This is a genomic window from Paraburkholderia sp. BL25I1N1 (assembly GCF_003002025.1).
Taxonomy (GTDB): Bacteria; Pseudomonadota; Gammaproteobacteria; order Burkholderiales; family Burkholderiaceae; genus Paraburkholderia.
This window is the reverse complement of the sequence record NZ_PVZB01000010.1, coordinates 231241-250197: the sequence shown is the minus strand read 5'-3', so window position 1 is coordinate 250197 and position 18957 is coordinate 231241. Positions and strand designations below refer to the sequence as shown.

18 protein-coding genes are annotated in these 18957 nt (G+C 62.5%); 13 read left to right on the top strand and 5 right to left on the bottom strand.

Annotation, left to right across the window (positions count from 1 at the left end; genetic code table 11):
* Nucleotides 1-78: 78 nt before the first annotated feature.
* The 3 genes from prpC (at nt 79) to prpF (ending at nt 5471) form a co-directional block, all read left to right on the top strand.
* Nucleotides 79-1248, top strand: coding sequence for a 2-methylcitrate synthase (prpC, locus tag B0G73_RS17255; RefSeq protein WP_106282512.1), 1170 nt, complete (start codon nt 79-81; stop codon nt 1246-1248).
* 327 nt (nt 1249-1575) lie between these two features.
* Nucleotides 1576-4173 (top strand): Fe/S-dependent 2-methylisocitrate dehydratase AcnD, encoded by a 2598-nt coding sequence (gene acnD / locus B0G73_RS17250; RefSeq protein ID WP_106282511.1) that lies wholly within the window; start codon nt 1576-1578, stop codon nt 4171-4173.
* Nucleotides 4174-4283: 110 nt separating this feature from the next.
* The gene (prpF, locus tag B0G73_RS17245; RefSeq protein WP_106282510.1) at nt 4284-5471 is read left to right on the top strand and encodes a 2-methylaconitate cis-trans isomerase PrpF; all 1188 of its coding nucleotides are present in this window, start codon (nt 4284-4286) and stop codon (nt 5469-5471) included.
* Between the two features lie 241 nt (nt 5472-5712).
* Here prpF and B0G73_RS17240 read toward each other — a convergent pair whose 3' ends face one another.
* On the bottom strand, nt 5713-6549 hold the full coding sequence (locus B0G73_RS17240; RefSeq protein ID WP_106282509.1) for a class I SAM-dependent methyltransferase: 837 nt from the start codon (nt 6547-6549) through the stop codon (nt 5713-5715).
* Between the two features lie 228 nt (nt 6550-6777).
* On the opposite strand from B0G73_RS17240, the gene B0G73_RS17235 reads away from it, so the two are divergent.
* A complete protein-coding gene (locus tag B0G73_RS17235; RefSeq protein ID WP_106282508.1) occupies nt 6778-7827 on the top strand; it encodes an AraC family transcriptional regulator in 1050 nt (349 codons plus the stop codon).
* A gap of 31 nt (nt 7828-7858) precedes the next feature.
* Here the strand turns inward: B0G73_RS17235 and B0G73_RS17230 are convergent, their stop codons facing one another.
* Both B0G73_RS17230 and B0G73_RS17225 read right to left on the bottom strand, forming a co-directional pair.
* Nucleotides 7859-8254 carry a DUF305 domain-containing protein gene (locus B0G73_RS17230; RefSeq protein ID WP_106282507.1) on the bottom strand — a complete coding sequence of 132 codons (396 nt, stop codon included), beginning with the start codon at nt 8252-8254 and terminating at the stop codon, nt 7859-7861.
* Between the two features lie 29 nt (nt 8255-8283).
* Nucleotides 8284-8481 (bottom strand): heavy-metal-associated domain-containing protein, encoded by a 198-nt coding sequence (locus tag B0G73_RS17225; RefSeq protein WP_106282506.1) that lies wholly within the window; start codon nt 8479-8481, stop codon nt 8284-8286.
* Between the two features lie 152 nt (nt 8482-8633).
* Here B0G73_RS17225 and B0G73_RS17220 point away from each other — a divergent pair, with 152 nt between their 5' ends.
* The 9 genes from B0G73_RS17220 to B0G73_RS17180 all read left to right on the top strand — a co-directional run bounded on the left by B0G73_RS17220 (nt 8634) and on the right by B0G73_RS17180 (nt 17090).
* Nucleotides 8634-9101 (top strand): hypothetical protein, encoded by a 468-nt coding sequence (locus B0G73_RS17220; RefSeq protein ID WP_106282563.1) that lies wholly within the window; start codon nt 8634-8636, stop codon nt 9099-9101.
* 99 nt (nt 9102-9200) lie between these two features.
* Nucleotides 9201-9500 carry a hypothetical protein gene (locus tag B0G73_RS17215; RefSeq protein WP_106282505.1) on the top strand — a complete coding sequence of 100 codons (300 nt, stop codon included), beginning with the start codon at nt 9201-9203 and terminating at the stop codon, nt 9498-9500.
* A complete protein-coding gene (locus tag B0G73_RS17210; protein WP_106282504.1) occupies nt 9497-10909 on the top strand; it encodes a TolC family protein in 1413 nt (470 codons plus the stop codon). Before B0G73_RS17215 ends, B0G73_RS17210 begins: the two co-directional genes overlap by 4 nt.
* A 1-nt stretch (nt 10910) precedes the next feature.
* Nucleotides 10911-12206, top strand: a complete 1296-nt coding sequence (locus B0G73_RS17205; protein ID WP_106282503.1) for a multicopper oxidase family protein — start codon at nt 10911-10913, stop codon at nt 12204-12206.
* Between the two features lie 55 nt (nt 12207-12261).
* Complete coding sequence (locus B0G73_RS17200) at nt 12262-12597, top strand: copper-binding protein (RefSeq protein WP_106282562.1); 336 nt, start codon at nt 12262-12264, stop codon at nt 12595-12597.
* Nucleotides 12598-12733: 136 nt separating this feature from the next.
* Entirely contained in the window at nt 12734-14290 is a 1557-nt protein-coding gene (locus B0G73_RS17195) for a tetratricopeptide repeat protein (protein ID WP_181196568.1), read from the top strand.
* A gap of 153 nt (nt 14291-14443) precedes the next feature.
* Nucleotides 14444-15403: a hypothetical protein gene (locus B0G73_RS17190; RefSeq protein ID WP_106282502.1), complete on the top strand. Its 960-nt coding sequence runs from the start codon at nt 14444-14446 to the stop codon at nt 15401-15403.
* Nucleotides 15404-15563: 160 nt separating this feature from the next.
* Nucleotides 15564-15878 carry an antibiotic biosynthesis monooxygenase gene (locus B0G73_RS17185; RefSeq protein ID WP_012427906.1) on the top strand — a complete coding sequence of 105 codons (315 nt, stop codon included), beginning with the start codon at nt 15564-15566 and terminating at the stop codon, nt 15876-15878.
* 204 nt (nt 15879-16082) lie between these two features.
* Nucleotides 16083-17090: an NAD(P)-dependent alcohol dehydrogenase gene (locus tag B0G73_RS17180; protein ID WP_106282501.1), complete on the top strand. Its 1008-nt coding sequence runs from the start codon at nt 16083-16085 to the stop codon at nt 17088-17090.
* A gap of 94 nt (nt 17091-17184) precedes the next feature.
* Here the strand turns inward: B0G73_RS17180 and B0G73_RS17175 are convergent, their stop codons facing one another.
* Together B0G73_RS17175 and B0G73_RS17170 are read right to left on the bottom strand one after the other, a co-directional pair.
* Complete coding sequence (locus B0G73_RS17175; protein ID WP_106282500.1) at nt 17185-17808, bottom strand: ATP-binding cassette domain-containing protein; 624 nt, start codon at nt 17806-17808, stop codon at nt 17185-17187.
* A 123-nt stretch (nt 17809-17931) separates the two neighbouring features.
* The gene (locus B0G73_RS17170; protein WP_106282499.1) at nt 17932-18774 is read right to left on the bottom strand and encodes a shikimate dehydrogenase; all 843 of its coding nucleotides are present in this window, start codon (nt 18772-18774) and stop codon (nt 17932-17934) included.
* Nucleotides 18775-18957: the final 183 nt, after the last annotated feature.

Sequence of the window (18957 nt, the reverse complement as noted above, 5' to 3'; positions counted from 1 at the left end):
CGCGTCGAAGCAGCTGGCCCGTTCTTTGCATTTCAGGCTGCGTTCAAAAGCATCCCCCATGCATCAGGAGACGAACTCATGAGCGAAGCAGACAACAGCACGCCCAACGCGGGCGCATTCAAGCCGAAGAAATCCGTCGCCCTGTCCGGCGTGACAGCGGGCAACACGGCCCTCTGCACGGTCGGCAAGACAGGCAACGACCTGCATTACCGCGGCTACGACATTCTGGATATCGCGAGCGCCTGCGAATTCGAAGAAATCGCCTATCTGCTCGTGCACGAAAAGCTGCCGACCCAGGCCGAACTGACCGCGTACAAAACGAAGCTGAAGGCGCTGCGCGGGCTGCCCGCCAACGTCAAGGCCGCGCTCGAGTGGATCCCGGCCGCCGCGCATCCGATGGACGTGATGCGCACCGGCGTGTCGGTGCTCGGCACCGTGCTGCCGGAGAAAGACGATCACAACCTGCCGGGCGCGCGCGATATTGCCGACAAGCTGATGGCCTCGCTCGGCTCGATGCTGCTTTACTGGTATCACTACTCGCACAACGGCAAGCGCATCGAAGTGGAAACCGACGACGACTCGATCGGCGGCCACTTCCTGCATCTGCTGCACGGCGTTGAACCGTCAAAGGCATGGGTCGACGCGATGCACGTGTCGCTGAACCTGTACGCCGAACATGAATTCAACGCATCGACCTTCACCGGCCGCGTGATCGCCGGCACGGGCTCGGATATCTATTCGGCCATCACCGGCGCGATCGGTGCGCTGCGCGGACCGAAGCACGGTGGCGCCAATGAAGTCGCGTTCGAGATCCAGTCGCGCTACCAGACGCCGGACGAAGCCGAAGCCGACATCAGAAAGCGCGTCGAGAACAAGGAAGTGGTGATCGGCTTCGGCCATCCGGTGTACACGATCTCCGATCCGCGCAACAAGGTCATCAAGGAAATCGCCAAAAAGCTTTCGAAGGAAGCCGGCAACAGCAAGCTGTTCAATATCGCCGAGCGGCTGGAGTCGGTGATGTGGGAGGCGAAGAAGATGTTCCCGAATCTGGACTGGTTCAGCGCGGTCTCGTATCACATGATGGGCGTGCCCACGGCAATGTTCACGCCGCTCTTCGTGATCGCGCGCACGGCCGGCTGGAGCGCGCACATCATCGAGCAGCGCGTCGACAACAAGATCATCCGTCCGAGCGCGAACTACACCGGACCCGACGACCTGCCGTTCGTGCCGCTCGCGAAGCGTGTTTGAGGTCGCTTTGAAGCCGCCTTCATTGGCCTCTTCATCGCGGTCGATCGGTGAGCGCATAACCGCACGCAAGTAAGCGTTTCTCCTCCATTGCGTCTAAAGAGCGCGGCGCAATGAAGTTGGGCCTTGGCTTTCTGAAACCCCGAGCCAAGGCCGTTTTTTGCGGCGCGTTTGCGCGGCCGCCTGCAAACCCGATCGGCATGCTGCCGCGCGCTAAACTACACGTACCGCCTGACTGGCCCGCCAGGGAAACGCCATAAAAAAGGGGCCGCCGATCGTGATCGGCCGCCGCCATCGTCCCCGGATCATTACTGTCTTGTCCCCTACGCCATGAATACTGCAAACCGCAAACGCCTTCCCGGCACCCAGCTCGATTTCTTCGACACGCGCGCCGCGGTCGACGCGATCCAGCCCGGCGCTTATGACAAGCTGCCGTACACGTCGCGCGTGCTGGCCGAAAACCTCGTGCGCCGTTGCGATCCGGTCACGTTGACCGCGTCGCTCAGGCAGATTATCGAACGCAAGCGCGAGCTGGATTTTCCGTGGTTCCCGGCGCGCGTGGTGTGTCATGACATTCTCGGCCAGACGGCGCTCGTCGACCTTGCTGGCCTGCGCGATGCAATTGCAGCGCAAGGCGGCGATCCGGCGCTGGTCAATCCGGTAGTGCCGACTCAACTCGTGGTGGATCATTCGCTGGCCGTCGAGTGCGGCGGTTTCGATCCGGACGCGTTCGCGAAGAACCGCGCGATCGAAGATCGCCGCAACGAAGACCGCTTCGATTTCATCAACTGGACCAAACGTGCGTTCAGGAATGTCGACGTGATTCCGCCGGGCAACGGCATCCTGCATCAGATCAACCTGGAGCGCATGAGCCCGGTCGTGCAGGTGAAAGACGGCGTGGCGTTTCCGGATACGCTGGTCGGCACCGACTCGCATACGCCGATGGTCGACGCGCTCGGCGTGATCGCGATCGGCGTGGGCGGGCTCGAAGCGGAAAGCGTGATGCTGGGGCGCGCGTCGTATTTGCGCCTGCCGGATATCGTCGGCGTGGAACTGACGGGCAAGCCGGCCGAAGGCATCACGGCGACCGACGTGGTGCTCTCGTTGACCGAATTCCTGCGCAAGGAAAAAGTGGTGGGCGCGTACCTCGAATTCTACGGCGCGGGCACGGCCAATCTGACGCTTGGCGATCGCGCGACGATCGCCAACATGGCGCCCGAATTCGGCGCCACGGCCGCGATGTTCTCGATCGACGAACAGACCATCAAGTATCTGAAGCTCACCGGCCGTGACGACGAACTCGTCAAGTTGGTGGAGACCTATGCGAAGGAAACCGGCCTGTGGGCAGACAGCCTCGTTAATGCCGAATACGAACGCGTGCTGAAGTTCGATCTGTCGACTGTGGTGCGCACACTGGCCGGTCCGTCGAATCCGCATCGCCGTTTGCCGGTGTCGGAACTGGCGGCGCGCGGCATCAGCGGCAAGGTGGAGAACGAACCGGGTTTGATGCCGGATGGCGCGGTGATCATCGCCGCGATCACGAGCTGCACGAACACCAACAACCCACGCAACATGATCGCCGCGGGTTTGCTCGCGCGCAACGCGAACCGGCGCGGACTGACTCGCAAGCCGTGGGCGAAGACCTCGCTCGCGCCGGGCTCGAAGGCGGTCACGCTGTATCTGGAAGAGGCCGGGCTGTTGCCCGAACTGGAGCAACTGGGCTTCGGCGTGGTCGCGTATGCGTGCACATCGTGCAATGGCATGTCGGGTGCGCTGGATCCGGCGATCCAGAAGGAGATCGTCGAGTGCGATCTGTATGCGACCGCTGTGCTGTCGGGCAACCGCAACTTCGACGGCCGTATTCATCCGTACGCGAAGCAGGCGTTCCTCGCTTCGCCACCGCTGGTGGTGGCGTATGCGATTGCGGGCACGATCCGTTTCGACATCGAGAAAGACGTGCTCGGTATCGACGCCGACGGCCACGCCGTCACGCTGAAGGACATCTGGCCGTCGGACGCGGAAATCGACGCGATCGTCGCGTCGAGCGTGAAGCCCGAGCAATTCCGCAAGGTGTATGAACCGATGTTCGCGGTTTCCGTCGATACAGGCGAGAAAGCCAATCCGCTCTACGACTGGCGCCCGATGAGCACGTACATTCGCCGTCCGCCGTATTGGGAAGGCGCGCTTGCCGGTGAGCGTACCTTGAAAGGCATGCGTCCGCTCGCCGTGCTCGGCGATAACATCACGACCGATCACCTGTCGCCGTCCAACGCGATTCTGGCGGATAGCGCCTCGGGCGAATATCTGGCGAAGATGGGCTTGCCGGAAGAGGACTTCAATTCCTACGCGACGCACCGTGGCGATCACCTGACGGCGCAGCGCGCCACCTTCGCGAACCCGACGCTGAAGAACGAGATGGTGCTTGAAGACGGCAAGGTGAAAGCCGGATCGCTCGCGCGCATCGAACCCGAGGGCAAGGTCACGCGCATGTGGGAAGCGATCGAAACCTACATGGAACGCAAGCAGCCGCTGATCGTGATTGCCGGTGCCGATTATGGCCAGGGTTCGTCGCGTGACTGGGCCGCGAAGGGCGTGCGTCTGGCTGGCGCGGAAGCGATCGTCGCCGAAGGGTTCGAGCGCATTCACCGCACGAATCTGGTGGGCATGGGCGTGCTGCCGCTGGAGTTCAAGCCCGGTGTGAACCGGCTCACGCTGGCAATCGACGGCACGGAGACGTTCGATGTGGTCGGCGAGCGCAAGCCGGGCGCGGACCTCACGCTGGTGATTCATCGCAGGAACGGCGAGCGGGTCGAGGTGCCGGTGACGTGCCGGCTCGACACCGCCGAAGAGGTTTCCATTTACGAAGCCGGCGGTGTGCTGCAACGCTTTGCGCAGGACTTTCTCGAGTCGTCGAAGAAGGCGGCTTGAGGTGGCTGGTTTTTCGGATCGCTTCGCCTGAAGCGCGAACGCTACAACGCGGGACAGGGTGACATGGCACGCTATGCCATGTCACCCGCCTATATCAGGACAAGATTTTCATGGCCTACCAACCCCAGATCAAGATTCCAGCCACCTACATGCGTGGCGGCACCAGCAAGGGCGTGTTCTTCCGCCTGCAAGATTTGCCCGAAGCGGCCCAGGTGCCCGGCGCCGCGCGCGACGCGCTGCTGATGCGTGTGATCGGCAGCCCCGATCCGTATGGCAAACAGATCGACGGCATGGGCGGCGCGACATCGAGCACCAGCAAGACGGTGATCATCGCCAAAAGCAGCCGGCCCGATCACGACGTGGATTACCTGTTCGGGCAGGTATCGATCGATAAGGCGTTCATCGACTGGACCGGCAATTGCGGCAATCTCTCCGCCGCGGTCGGGCCGTTCGCGATCAGCGCGGGTCTCGTCGACCCGAGCCGCGTTCCGCGCGACGGCATCGCGGTCGTGCGCATCTGGCAGGCGAACATCGGCAAGACGATCATCGGACACGTGCCGATGACCGACGGCGCCGTGCAGGAAACCGGCGCTTTCGAACTCGACGGCGTGACGTTTCCGGCCGCGGAAGTGCAGCTCGAATTCATGGATCCGGCCGCGGAAGAAGAGGGCGCGGGCGGCTCGATGTTCCCGACCGGCAACCTGGTGGACGATCTGGACGTGCCGGGCGTGGGCACGCTGAAGGCGACCATGATCAACGCGGGCATTCCAACCATCTTCGTCGATGCGGAATCGATCGGCTACAAGGGCACGGAGTTGCAGGACGCCATCAACAGCGACGCCAAGGCGCTCGCGATGTTCGAGACGATTCGCGCGCATGGGGCGTTGCGCATGGGGCTTATCAAGAACCTCGACGAGATCGCCACGCGCCAGCATACGCCGAAGGTCGCGTTCGTCGCGAAACCGGCTGCGTATGTGGCGTCGAGCGGCAAGCAGATTGGCGCGGGCGATGTCGATCTGCTGGTGCGGGCGATGTCCATGGGCAAGCTGCATCATGCAATGATGGGCACCGCAGCCGTAGCGATCGGCACGGCGGCGGCGATTTCCGGCACGCTGGTGAATCTCGCGGCGGGCGGCGGCGCCAGAGAATCGGTGCGCTTCGGTCATCCATCGGGCACGTTGCGGGTCGGCGCCGAGGCAAGCGAGCGCGGCGGCGAGTGGACCGTCACCAAGGCCATCATGAGCCGCAGCGCGCGGGTGCTGATGGAAGGCTGGGTGCGGGTGCCGCAGGAGCGCTGAGCGAACGTCCGGCTTCGTCTGCAATGGACGAAGCCGGGGAAAAACGGGTTTTGATGCAACGGCAAAGCCTAAGACATCAGCCCGAAGCTGGCGAGAACGAACCGAAGACCGAAGAAACAAACTGACGAAAACAGCGGCAGGCCGAAAGCTAGCGACATACACCGCAAGCCGACGGCGCTGGCCTGTGGCCATCGATCGAAAAAGTAGACAGCCGCGCCGGCCAGTACGCGGCCGACCCCGTTCATTGCCGCACCATCACGATCTCGAGATACTCGCTGGGCAGTACGAGCGTCCCGTCGCCGGAGCGGTTGCGGCTTTCCATCAGCGTCATCAGATCGAGCTGGAAGGCCGCTTGCCGTTCGCCGTCCATTGCGGCGAATGCCTTGTTCATCGGGCCGTAGTAAGTCCGAAAGACCTCGAGCCAATGCGCCGGCGAGTGGTATCGAAACATGAATTCGCGGCTCGTCACGGCGACACTGCGCACACTGCCATGAAAGAGCTCGTCGAGCCGCGCCCGGGTGCCCCACAGCGCCGGCGACTTGAGACCAGGCGGCGGAGGCAGATATTTGCCGATCGTCTTGAACACCTGGCCGACGAAGCTATCCGGCGTCCAGTTCGCGAGGCCGATCTTGCCGCCGGGTTTGCATACGCGCGCCAGCTCGCCGGCCGCTTTTTCCTGATTGGGCGTGAACATGACGCCGAAGGTCGACATGACGACGTCGAAGGAGGCGTCCGCGTAGGGTAGCGCTTCGGCGTCGGCTTCGCGGAACTGCACCGCTGTCAGACCTTCCGCTTGCGCGCGAGCTTTTCCCGCGTCGAGCAGCGAGGCCACATAGTCGGTCGAGGTGACGTCGCACCAGCGGCGCGCGGCGGCGAGCGTGCCGTTGCCGTTTCCCGCCGCGACATCGAGCACGCGGCTGCCGGCACGCAAGTCGAGTGCTTCGCACAGGTTTTCTCCGACGATCTGTAGCGTTGTGCCGACCACGGCGTAATTGCCCGTTTCCCACGCGGCGTGCTGGCGCGCTTTGACGTCAGCGAATTCGGAGGTTTGTGATGAAGAAGATTGGACTTCAGACATGAGATGCTCCAGAGAAAAAGTTGTGCGATGCACGCTAGTGTTATTGCGCCAGGGTTTATAAATTCATGTGGTGCCTCCTTAATTGCGGTTAAGTGTTCTATTCATTCAAGATTCCTTAGCATTGTTGTAAGGGATTCGCATGGATGCTAGTATCGGTGCGACTGTTAAATCGGTGAATGACCGGGCGTCCAGATCTTTTGCGCAGGACGCCGAAGTTCGTGGACAACGATGGACGCTCTTTCTGACGTGCTCCGCCTGGTTCGCCTTGGTGGCGCCGTGTATTTAAATGGCGACTTCACCGCACCCTGGTGTTTGTACGGCCAGGCTGACGCGGCGTTGTGCGGCAGCTTCCTTCCTCCGGCCGAACGTATCGTCTCCTACCATCTGATCACCGAGGGAGGCTGCTGGGCTTCTCTCCCTGACGAGCCTGAGTCCGCTATTTACGTGGCTGCCGGCGAACTGCTTGTCGTACCGCAAGGCGAGGCGCATCTGCTCGGCAGTTCGCTCGACATCGCGCCCGGACCCACTGGCGAACTGCTCGAGAATCAGTTGCGCAATGCTCCGGGACAGTTAATGGCGCTTCGCTACGGCGGGGGTGGAGACCACACGCGTCTGGTGTGCGGCTTTCTCGCGTGCGACGACACGTTGAGCAACCCGGTGCTGTCCGCGCTGCCTCGCATCTTCAAGGTCGACATGCGTAATGACCCGCAGTCCGCGTGGCTCGAATCGTCGTTACGGTTCGCGGCGGCTGAGGCGGCGGAATGGCGAGTGGGCAGCGCGATTGTTCTCGCGCGGCTATCGGAGCTGCTCTTCGTGGAGGCGGTGCGACGCTGCATCGACGCGCTGCCGTCCGATCGGAAGGGCTGGCTCGCCGGCGTGGGAGACCGGTTCGTCGGTCGTGCGCTTGCGTTGATGCATGCGCAGCCGGCACACGGGTGGACGGTCGATGAACTGGCGCGCAAAGCGGGCTTGTCCCGCTCCGCGCTGGCGCAGCGATTCACGCAGCTGCTCGGTCAGCCACCTATGCAGTATCTCGCGCATTGGCGTTTGCAGATTGCCGCGCAGGAGTTGCGTGTTGGGACAAAGTCGCTGGCGGCTGTCGCGGATCAGGTGGGATATGAGTCGGAGGCGGCGTTCAATCGGGCTTTCAAGCGCGAGTTCGGAATGCCGCCGGCCGGGTGGCGGAGGAGCCGGGGCGAGATGGCGGCCACTTCTGCGGGCTCTGCCGGCGCGGCGGCCGCCGCCATGGACGGATCGTTCGACGATCGAGGCGCCTAGAGCCCCAGCCGCGCGAGCGAGTGCGCCGTCCTCACTTCACCCCATGCTTCGCCTGCCAGCTCTTCATGAACGCGATTTCATCATGCTGCGCCTTGATGATGTTTCTGGCCAGCCGCTTCAACTCCGGGTCCTTGCCGTACTTCAACTCGACCTGCGCCATTTCGATCGCCCCTTGATGATGCGGAATCATGTGCGCGACGAAGTCGTTGTCGGCGTTGCCCGTATAGTCGGCGCTCATGTCGCGCATCATTTTGTCGTCGGCGGCCTTGAAGGCTTGCGTCGCGTCGCCGGTGCCGGCATCTGCTGACTTCGACATGTCCATGCCAGGCATGGCGGCCGGTTGCTGGGCGTGGACAGGCGCGGTCGCGACAGCAAATGCAAAGCCGCTGAACAGGCAAAGGGCACGAAAGGCGTGAAGTTTTTTCATTGTGAATGTCCGTTGGGAAAGGGTGTCCGTCAGCCTCGCGGCGACGGATGAAAACCCGCCGCCTCGATGGCCTCGATGAGTTGTCCGGCCGCCAGCGTCGACGTAACCTTGACGATTTTAACGGGGACATCGACTTCGAGCGTCGCCGCGGGATCGAGACTCGTGACTGCACGCTTGATGGCGTTGGCGCACCCGCCGCAGGACATATCCGGGACGTCGAATTCCATTTCCTACCTCCAATGAGAAGTCATGACTCCAGCGTGGACCTTCCCACGGCGGTAAGGTCAAGCAGGTTTTCGTCGCTGGTTGAAATCGTATGGGCGCACGCAAAGCCATCATGCGCGGCATCGTTTTCAGCTTTACGATTTTGCAAATCTGCATGCTAGACTCCGTACCCATGTCTTACTGGCGCAAACTCTTCATCGTCGTGCTGCTCGTGCTGAGCCTACCGGTTCAGTCGTTCGCGGCCGTCTCCATGAAATGCGGGTCCTCGCATTCCGTGGGCGATGCGGCACCCGCGCGCCAGGAGGCAACCGGTGCAATGACCCATCATCTCGACCATGCCGCGATGCTGGCCGAACAAGCCGACCACGCCGACCACGCCGACCACGCCGACAATAACGCCGGGGCTCATCTTCAGCATCACAGTCCCGTGGGCGGCGAGCATCATGCGCACGCATGCTCCACTTGCGCGTCCTGCTGTTTCGGCGGCGCGCTGCCCGTCACGCCGCTTGTGTCCGTGTCCGGCAACGCGGCTCATTTCGCTGTTCCCCTGCCTCCTGCTGTGCGCGTCGCGTCGTTTCTGACCGGCGGCGTCGAACGGCCTCCTCGCATCTCTCTCGTCTAGTTCTTTCGCAGCCTCACGCTGCGTTGTTCCCGTTGTTTCATTCCGCCCCGATGGACGGCCGTGTGCCGTGCGCCGTGGCCGTACTTGACGAGACGATTCATGCGAACGTTCATTGTGGCGCTCGGCGCGACAGCATGTCTGCCGGCGCTTGCGCACGCTATATCCCTACTCCCTGACCCGGCCGATCCGGCGGCATCCGTGCCGGCGCTCGATACGCCGTCGGTCCTGGCCGACTATCGGCCATACCGTGAGCAGCAGGTGGCGAGCTGGCCGGCGCTCAACCGCGCGGTGACGCATGCAGCGAGCCGCTCCGAAGCGAGCCATGGCTCGCTGCATTCGGGCACCGCTGAGGCCGAAGAAGACGCTCACAGTTCTCATCGTGAAGGGGCGGCGAAATGAGGCCGTGCCTGTTTCCCGCCACCCGCACCGTGGCCATGTCCATCGCGGTGACTTTACTCGCGGGCTGCACGACGTTTTCGAAGGACGGCGGTTTCGGCACGGTGGCGAGCGTTGCATCCGAGCGACTCGGTAAAGACGCCGTCCTGATCAAGACCGAGGACGACCGGAATGCCGTTGCCCTACGCACACGGGAACTGCTGTCCGCGCCGCTCGGCATGGACGAGGTTGTCCAGATCGCGCTTCTGAACAACCGCGGTTTGCAGGCTTCGTACGGCGAACTGGGTATCGCCGAGGCGGACCTCGTTCAGGCGGGACGCTTGCCGAATCCCGGCTTCTCGTTTAGCCGCACGCGCGGTAGCGACGACCTGAGCATCAGCCGCACGTTCACGCTCGGCATGTTGCGCGTGTTGACGATGCCGTTGACGACGCGCATCGAAAGCCGTCGCTTCGAACAGGCCCGCTTGCAAGCCGCCAACGCCATGCTCGACGTCGCCGCCGATGCACGGCGCGCCTACATCCGCGCAGTCGCTGCGAAGCAGTCGGCCGCCTACGCGGAGCAGGTGAAGGACTCGGCCGAGGCCAGCACCGAACTCGCACGGCGCATGCAGCAGGCCGGCAACTTCAGCCAACTCGATTACGCGCGCGAGCAGGCCTTCTACGCCGATGCGATGGCGCAAGTGGCACGAGCGCGGCAGCAGTCGGCATCCGCGCGAGAAAAGCTCACTCGCGTAATGGGCCTGTGGGGTTCGCAAGCGCAATACGCATTGCCCGAGCGTCTGCTGGATCTGCCTGCCACACGCCCCGAGTTGCACGACCTGGAAACCTTTGCGATGCAAAACAGGCTCGATATTCAGGCCGCGAAACTGCAAACGCAAAGCGTCGCGAGTTCATTGGGATTGAGCAAGGCGACGCGTTTCATCAACGTGCTGGATGTTGGCTATCAAAACAATTTCACGACTTCCGACGGACGCGAGCAGGGCTATGAAATCAGTGTGGAGATTCCGCTATTCGACTGGGGCAGCGCCAAAGTGGCGCGCGCTGAAGCGATCTATATGCAGTCGGCGAATCGCCTCGCCGGGACCGCCATCAACGCGCGTTCCGAAGTGCGCGAAGCGTATTCGACCTACGTGTCCGGCTACGCGCTCGCGAAACACTATCGCGACGAAGTCGTGCCGATCCGCAAAACCATCTCCGACGAACTGCTGCTTCGCTATAACGGCATGCTCGCGAGCGTGTTCGAACTGCTCGCCGATTCGCGCGACCAGATCGGCGCGGTGAATAGCGCTATCGACGCACTGAAGGACTACTGGCTCGCGCAGACCGATTTGCAACAGGCGGTCGGCGGCCGTTTGCCGATGACCGAAATCGCGGCGTCGTCCACCCAATCCGAAGAATCCAAAGGTCAATGACATGGTGTCACGTCGACATTTTATGAGCGGCTCGGGCGCCGCTTTGCTAGGAGCCGCACTGGTGAGCAAGGCCGGCGCCGCGTCGCTGCCCGAAGCACCCTCGATGGCCACGTCCTCCATGCAGCCGCCGCGCGCGCCGTCGAACGGCCGGCCGTTCGCGCCGGTTGCCACACTCAACGGATGGTCGCTGCCATGGCGCATGAAGAACGGCTGGAAGGAGTTTCATCTGATTGCCGAACCGGTGGTGCGCGAGTTGGCGCCGGGCATGAGCGCGAACCTCTGGGGCTACAACGGTCAGGCGCCGGGGCCGACCATTGAGGCGGTTGAAGGCGACAAGGTGCGCATCTTCGTGACCAACCGCTTGCCGGAGCACACCACGGTCCACTGGCACGGCATGTCGCTGCCCTGCGGCATGGACGGCGTGGGCGGTCTCACGCAGCCGCATATTCCGCCGGGCAAGACCTTCGTCTATGAATTCCAGCTGGAGAGGCACGGCACCTTCATGTATCACCCGCACGCCGACGAGATGGTGCAGATGGCGATGGGCATGATGGGCGCGTTTGTCGTCCATCCGAAAGATCCGGGCGTGATGCAGGTCGACCGCGACTTCGTGTTCATCATGTCCGCCTACGACATCGACCCGGGCAGCTTCACGCCGCGTGTCAACGAGATGACCGACTTCAACATGTGGACGTGGAATGCGCGCGTGTTTCCTGGCATCGATTCATTGCCGGTGCGCGCGGGCGATCGCGTGCGGATCCGCGTCGGCAATCTGACCATGACCAATCACCCGATTCATCTGCACGGCTACCACTTCGAAGTGGTGGGCACGGACGGCGGCTGGATTCCGCCGTCCGCGCGCTGGCCCGAAGTGACCGCCGATGTCGCGGTCGGGCAGATGCGTGCCATCGAGTTCACCGCGAATCGTCCCGGCGACTGGGCATTTCATTGCCACAAGTCTCATCACACGATGAACGCGATGGGGCATAAGGTTCCGAACATGATAGGCGTGCCGCAGCAAGACCTTGCCAAACGCATTAACCGGCTGGTGCCCGACTACATGGCGATGGGCAGCACGGGGGGCTCGATGGGCGCGATGGAGATGCCGCTACCCGACAACACATTGCCGATGATGACCGGCACGGGCCCATTCGGCGCGCTCGAAATGGGCGGCATGTTTACGGTAGTGAAAGTGCGCGAGGGGCTGGGTCGCAACGACTATCGCGACCCGGGCTGGTTCAGGCATCCGAAGGGAACGGTGGCTTATGAATATACCGGCGAGTTGCCGGATGGTTGACGTCGACGGCCGCGGGCTGGCCGTGTGGACCGTATTTAACGTGGGAGCGTGTGAGATGAAGAATTGGTTGGCCTCAATGGCGATGGGTTGCATGGTGATGATTTCCGCGTCGGCGTACGCGGCGGGCGAGGCGAGTGAGTCGCAAATGAGTGCGAGCGCCGATGCGCAAACGGCGATGTCGCATGGCGAAGTCAGGAAAGTGGACGCGGCGGCCGGCAAGCTGACCATCAAGCATGGGCCGCTGGAAAACCTCGGCATGGATGCCATGACGATGGTATTCAAGGTCAAGGACCCGGCGATGCTCGCGCAGGTCAAGCCGGGCGACACGATCGACTTCGTCGCCGACGAGGTGGCCGGAGTGCTGACGGTGGTGAAACTGGAGAAGCGCTAGCGCGCTTCGCGTGAGGGGCGTTTCGGAGCGGTCCTACAGACTGGCCGATGAGCGGTAAGGATAATCCGCGCACACAGTGTCGCGCGGCAGGCAGCATCGCCCGCGACACGACACCATCTTTCTCATTGCGCCGAACATGCCGACCCATCCCGCTTCGCCATCCGAAGAAACCCTTGATGTCTGGTTCAATCAGGCCGAGCAGGCGCGCCTGGCAGGCGAGTTCGACATGGCCCGAACGCTCCTCGACCGAGTCATCGGGCAGGACCCCGGACATGCGGACGCGTTGCATACGCATGGGCTGGTTGCGCTCGCATCGAATCAGCTCGAGTCGGCCCAAAGCTGGGTCGAACGCGCGCTCGAAGTGCGCTCGCACCCGGCGTATTACGGCACCTTATGTATTATCCAGATCAAACTGCGTGCGTATGCAAGCGCTTTGCAAACGGCCGAATGCGGGCTCGCGCTCGAACCGGCGTCACTGCCTCTCTGTTTCTTCATGGCGGTAATCCTGCAAGTGCTCGGACGTTCCGAAGATGCCGCGGTGGTGTACCGTCGCTTGCTCGAACTCCGGCCGGACCATCCACAAGCGCTTGCTAATCTGGGTGTGGTCCTCAAGGATCTCGGCTCGCTGAGTGAAGCCGAACGGCATCTCACGCAAGCCATCGCGCTCGCGCCGTCTCACCTCGGCGCGCGTGCCAGCCTCAGTCAGGTCCTGTTGGCCGCCGGCCGTTATGAAGAGGCCTGGCCGTATTTCGAAGACCGTTGGGCCAATTTCGTGGATGCGGACGGGCGCCCCGTATCGGCGCGCCCGACGCTGCCCCTGCCTCAATGGAAGGGCGAGCGCCTGGACATCCTGAACGCCAGCCAGGGAAGGCACGCATACGGCGCGCGTCTGCTTGTCATCCCGGAGCAGGGCCATGGCGACAGCCTGCAGTTCGTGCGCTATCTGCCGATGGCGCTCGAACGTTTTGCGCGCGTCGGCTACATATGCCCGCCATCGTTGCGGCGCTTGTACGAAGAATCTTTCGCGCATTTGCCAGGCCTCGTGATGCTCGACGACGGCTTGTCCGACCTGAGCGACTGGGACTGGCATTGTCCTTTGATGTCGCTGCCGATGGCGTTCGGCACGCGGCTCGACAACATTCCCGGCGACACCTATCTGCATGCGGATGCCGCTCGCTCCGCTTCATGGCGCGCGCGGCTTGCCATGTTGCCCGATGCCGGGTTGCCGCGCGTCGGCCTGGTGTGGGCAGGTGGCCATTCAGGTCTGACGGAAGACAGGGCGCGCAGCTTGACCCCAGCGCAGATCGCGCCGTTGCTCGCGTTGCCCGATGTGCGCTGGATCAGCCTGCAAAAGACGGATGACCCCGCGAAGCGCGCCGACGCAACATGCAACGCGCGTTTGACGGACTGGATGTGCGACGTGACGGACTTCGCCGATACCGCCGCGCTGATCGACAACCTCGATCTGGTGATCTGCGTCGACACTTCGGTTGCACACCTGGCCGCGGCAATGGGCAAGCCGGTGTGGCTGCTCAACCGCTTCGCCGGTTGCTGGCGCTGGTTGCGCGATCGCGACGATAGCCCCTGGTACGCCAGCGTGCGGCTCTTCACGCAGTCGCAACGCGGCGACTGGGACGGCGTGCTCGAACGCGTCGCCGATGCTTTGCGCCGCTCGACCGGGCGCAAGGTATAGGAAGTCTTACCGATCCTTTGTGCGTTAGCTCACGAAGACGGGCGGAACTTACTCGCCGCGCGCTTCGCAGATGTTATGCTCGGGCGTCGTGAACTTCCTCATGCATAGACGCGTGCGAAATTAAAAATACCTAGATTCCATTAGGAGCCGGGCATGCTAAGAAAAGTAGTCGATCGGGCGAAACAGATCCGACGCAGTGAGGGGTTCAAGCATTCCGTTGCCACACCGCGTCGCATCTCACTTCATGCCACACAGCGGTTAAACAGGGGAATCTTTGCCATTGAAATTCAGGAGAACTCTGGTTTCTTCTCCGTGATGCAGATGGTCCTGTTTATTCTGATGTATTGCGACGAGAAGTCTTTGACGCCGTCCATCAGCGCACGCGGCGGTCTCTACGGAGACGCTGAGGGAGCCATCGACTGGTTCTCTTCCTTCTTCGAGTCCGTGAATGGCGAGGCCGCGGCACTGCTTGCGCACAAGGTGAGAAAGTCGACGGTTCGCGATCTGGTCCAGTTAGGGTTTCGTCAACGCTATGAGACTCAGCTTCAACTCAAGAGCGCCAGCGAACTATTCTTCGCACATTACCGCCCAGCCGCCCATATCGTCGATGAAGTCGATGCGATCTGCGGCAAGCTAGAGATCGGCGCGTCTACACTTGGTGCGCATTTCAGAGGCACGGACAAATCGCTGGAAGCCATTCCGGTTTCATGGAGCGATTTCTGCCGCCAAATAGAAACGACACTTGCTGAAAACCCGCACTTGAGCAACGTTTTCGTTTCAAGCGACGAACAGGCGTTTCTCGACTACTTTGCCGTGTGGCCGTTTTCCAGGCCGGTCAAAGTGGCGCCCGCGAAACGACTCGCGTACGGCAATACGCCCATTCACTTCAGCGGTTATCCGGGACTCGAAATCGGCCGCGAAGCGCTGGTCTCCAGTCTGCTGTTGTCCCGTTGCGGGTATCTGGTGAAGACGCCGTCGTATCTGTCGGCATGGTCCAGAATATTCAATCCGTCGCTGCCGGTGAAACTCGTGTCGCCGCCGCGGCCAGACGCATTCTGGTTTCCGGACAGCCGGCTATGGCTCGAACAGGTGGCGCAGGACAAGGCGGCCTGAACGCGGACGGTGTCGGGTGCGTTGGCCGTATCGCAGTCGTGACATGGGTACGAAGAGTGGCGCGCATATAATAAAAGGCCGCCTGACGGGTTCGCCGGAACGATTCGTTCGAATCCGGCAAACCCGTCAGATACATCGTGACTGCAAAGAGGCCTTCAGCATGTACATTGCCATGAACCGTTTCAAAGTGACGCCCGGATCCGAAGCTGCTTTCGAACATCTGTGGACCACGCGCGATACGCATCTGAAAGAGGTGCCGGGTTTCGTGGAATTTCATCTGCTGAAGGGTCCGCAGAAGGACGATCACGTTCTCTATTCCAGCCATACGATCTGGAAGGACTACGCGTCCTTTGAGGCGTGGACGAAATCCGATGCCTTTCGCGCCGCGCATCGCAACGCGGGCGGCGACAATCGCGTGCTCTATCTCGGGCATCCGGAATTCGAAGGCTTCGAAGTCATTCAGACCGTCAAGTGAATGCATGACCCATGCGACAGCCCCGCTTCATTCACGGGCGTCGCGAAGGGACTTGTCCTCGTGACAATGCGCTTTCAGCGAGCGTTTCGCCGGCGTCAGCCGGTGCGCGCCTCGACTACGCGCAGAGCAGGCTTGCGGTATTCTTTTGCGAGCATTTCGCCGCGACGCGTCGCGCGCCGGCGCAACTCACAGAGGAACGAAAACATGAAAGCCGTCAAAATCGGTTCGCCGGCTACCGTCGCCAATCTCCAGGTCGTCGACATCGCCGATCCCGGTCAGCCCGCGGCGGGCCAGATTCGCGTGCGCATTCAAGCGAACTCCTTGAACTTTCACGACTATGGCGTGGTGAGCGGCAATCTGCCTGCTGAAGCAGGGCGGATTCCGATGGCGGACGGCGCGGGCGTCGTCGAGGCAGTTGGCGCGGGCGTGTCGGAATTCAAAGCGGGCGATCACGTGGTGTCGTGCTTCTTTCCGTTCTGGGAAAACGGGCCGCCTGCCATCGCCGATTTCACGACCACACCCGGCGACGGCGTCGACGGCTATGCACGCGAAGCCGTCGTGCTGCCGAGCCACTACTTCACGCATGCGCCGCGCGGCTATAGCCACGCCGAGTCGGCAACGTTGACTACGGCCGGGCTGACCGCATGGCGCGCGCTCGTCGTGGACGGCCAGTTGAAGGCCGGCAACACGGTGCTCGTGCTCGGCACCGGCGGCGTGTCGATTTTCGCCTTGCAGATCGCTAAAGTGATGGGCGCTTCGGTGATCGGGACGTCTTCATCGGACGCGAAGCTCGAGAGGTTTCGCGAACTCGGAGCCGACCATACGATCAACTATCGCGAGAACCCGGAATGGGGCAAGCAGGTCCGCTCGCTGACCGGTGGCCGCGGTGTCGATCATGTGATCGAAGTCGGCGGGCCGGGCACTTTGCCGCAGTCGATCACCGCGTGCCGGATAGGTGGCCATATCGCGCTGATCGGCGTGTTGACCGGAAGGGCAGGACCGGTGCCGACCGCGGCGCTGATGGCAAGGCAGCAGCGCTTGCAAGGCTTGATCGTCGGCAGCCGTCAGGATCAGCGCGACATGATCCGCGCGCTCGAAGTGACCGGCATCAAGCCGGTGATCGACAGCACGTTCGAACTGGAGAAACTCGGCGAGGCGTTTGCGCACGAGGAATCCGGCGCTCACTTCGGGAAGATTTGCGTGGCGGTTTAAGGACCGTTAGCGTGCGCGAGTGAATGCCGGCGTGCCGGTTTCACTCGCGTTGTCCATGTCGCTGCAAGGGCTACAAACGGCATGCAAGGGCGTGTCAGGCGCGCTTTCCCAAGTCGGCGAAGTTGACGCTGTGCGCTTCGCACGCATTCGTAAAGACCTCGTCGTAGCTCGAGAAAAACACCGTGCGTGTTTGTGCCAGTGTCTTGAACAGATCGACCAGCACGGCGCGGGCCGCGGCGTCGAGTCCGCCGACGGGTTCATCCGCGATCAGCACCTGGGTGTCGCCAAGCACGGCCGACGTCAGGAAAAACTTCTTGCGTGTACCGAACGACATCTGCTCGAAGCGTTTTTCGAAATGCGGCGTGAGGCCGAAGCGGTCCGCGAGCGTCAACGCGCCGGCGGTGACAGCGGTGTTTCGCGCCGCTGCCACCGCGTTCAGATACTCGCGACCGGTCTGATCCGAACAAGGCATGCAGTCTTCGGGCACGTAGGTGAGCACGGATTGCGCGGCCCGCGGCGCACTGCGCAGCGAATGGCCGCCGAGCCACACCTCGCCGGTATCGGGTTCGATCGTGCCCCCGAGGATGCCGAGCAACGTCGACTTGCCGCTGCCGGATTCGTCGTTCAACGCGACGCATCCTGATGCTGTGTCGTAATGCAGTGCCTGAAAGATGAGGCGTTCGCCGTGGCGTTTGCTGAGGTTTTCGAATCGAAGCATGGTTGGAGCGTGAGTCAGGAGAAGACCCGCCGCGTTGAATCGCGTGGCAGATGTCTTCTACAGGTTGGCGTCGCGCAAGTGTAGCAGCGTGAGCCGTGGACGCTGTCGCGTCCGAAGCTTCGCTTACCGATCGGCATCCAGCAAAAACGCCACCATCCGGTCGCACACGCGGGCGAACATTTGCGTGCCCGTCACGGTCGGGCATCCACGCGCGCGGGCGGCTTCGATCAACGGCGTGAGCGGCGGCTTCGTCACCACATCGCCGACGAATGTCGTGGCCGGCAAACGCGATACGTCGATGGGCAGCGGGTCGTCTGCACGCATGCCGAGCGGCGATGCATTGACGACCACGTCATACGCATTGGCATCCACGGAAGCGGCCGCACCGCGCACTTCACCTTGGCCGAGCGCGTTCAACCGACCGATCAGCAACGCCGTGCGTTCGGCATCGTTATCGCGCACGTCGAGCGACGCCACGCCGCCTTGCACCAGCGCATGTCCAATCGCGGAGCCCGCGCCGCCCGCACCGACCAGCAGCGCATGTTTGCCGCGCAGATCGCAGCCGGCATCGACGAGCGCCGCCACGAAACCGGTGCCGTCGAACATGCCGCCGTGCCAGGTGCCGTCCGCCGTGCGGCGCAACGTGTTGACCGTGCCGAGAAAGCTCGCCTGCTCGGTAAGCGAACCGCAGTACCTGGTGGCGCTGAACTTGTGGGGCACGGTAATGATCACGCCGTCGACATTGCGCATGGGCGTCACGCCCGCAAAAAATGCGGGCAGATCGGCAGGCGCGACGTGCGCGGGCACCACCACCGCATCGTGTCCGGCCGCGCGCAAAGCGATGGTCACGCCGGACGGCGAGCGGACCTGCGCGATCGGATCACCGACGATGAAAACCACTCGCGTGGCGCCGCTGAGGCCTTCATCCAGCGAGGTGGAAAAAGAAGGGGCGTCGGATTGCGTCATGTTGTGTGTCTCCAAAGTGTTGCCTGGCTTTCGTCATGCCGCGATGCCGGGCGATCTTGCTTGAGTATGTACTGCGCGAACGGTCCGTGGACCGGTTCCCCCGAGAAAACCGCTTCCTCCTGACATCAGTACGCGCAGCGTCATGCCTCCATGAATGCAGAAATATCTTGCGCTTCGCGTTTG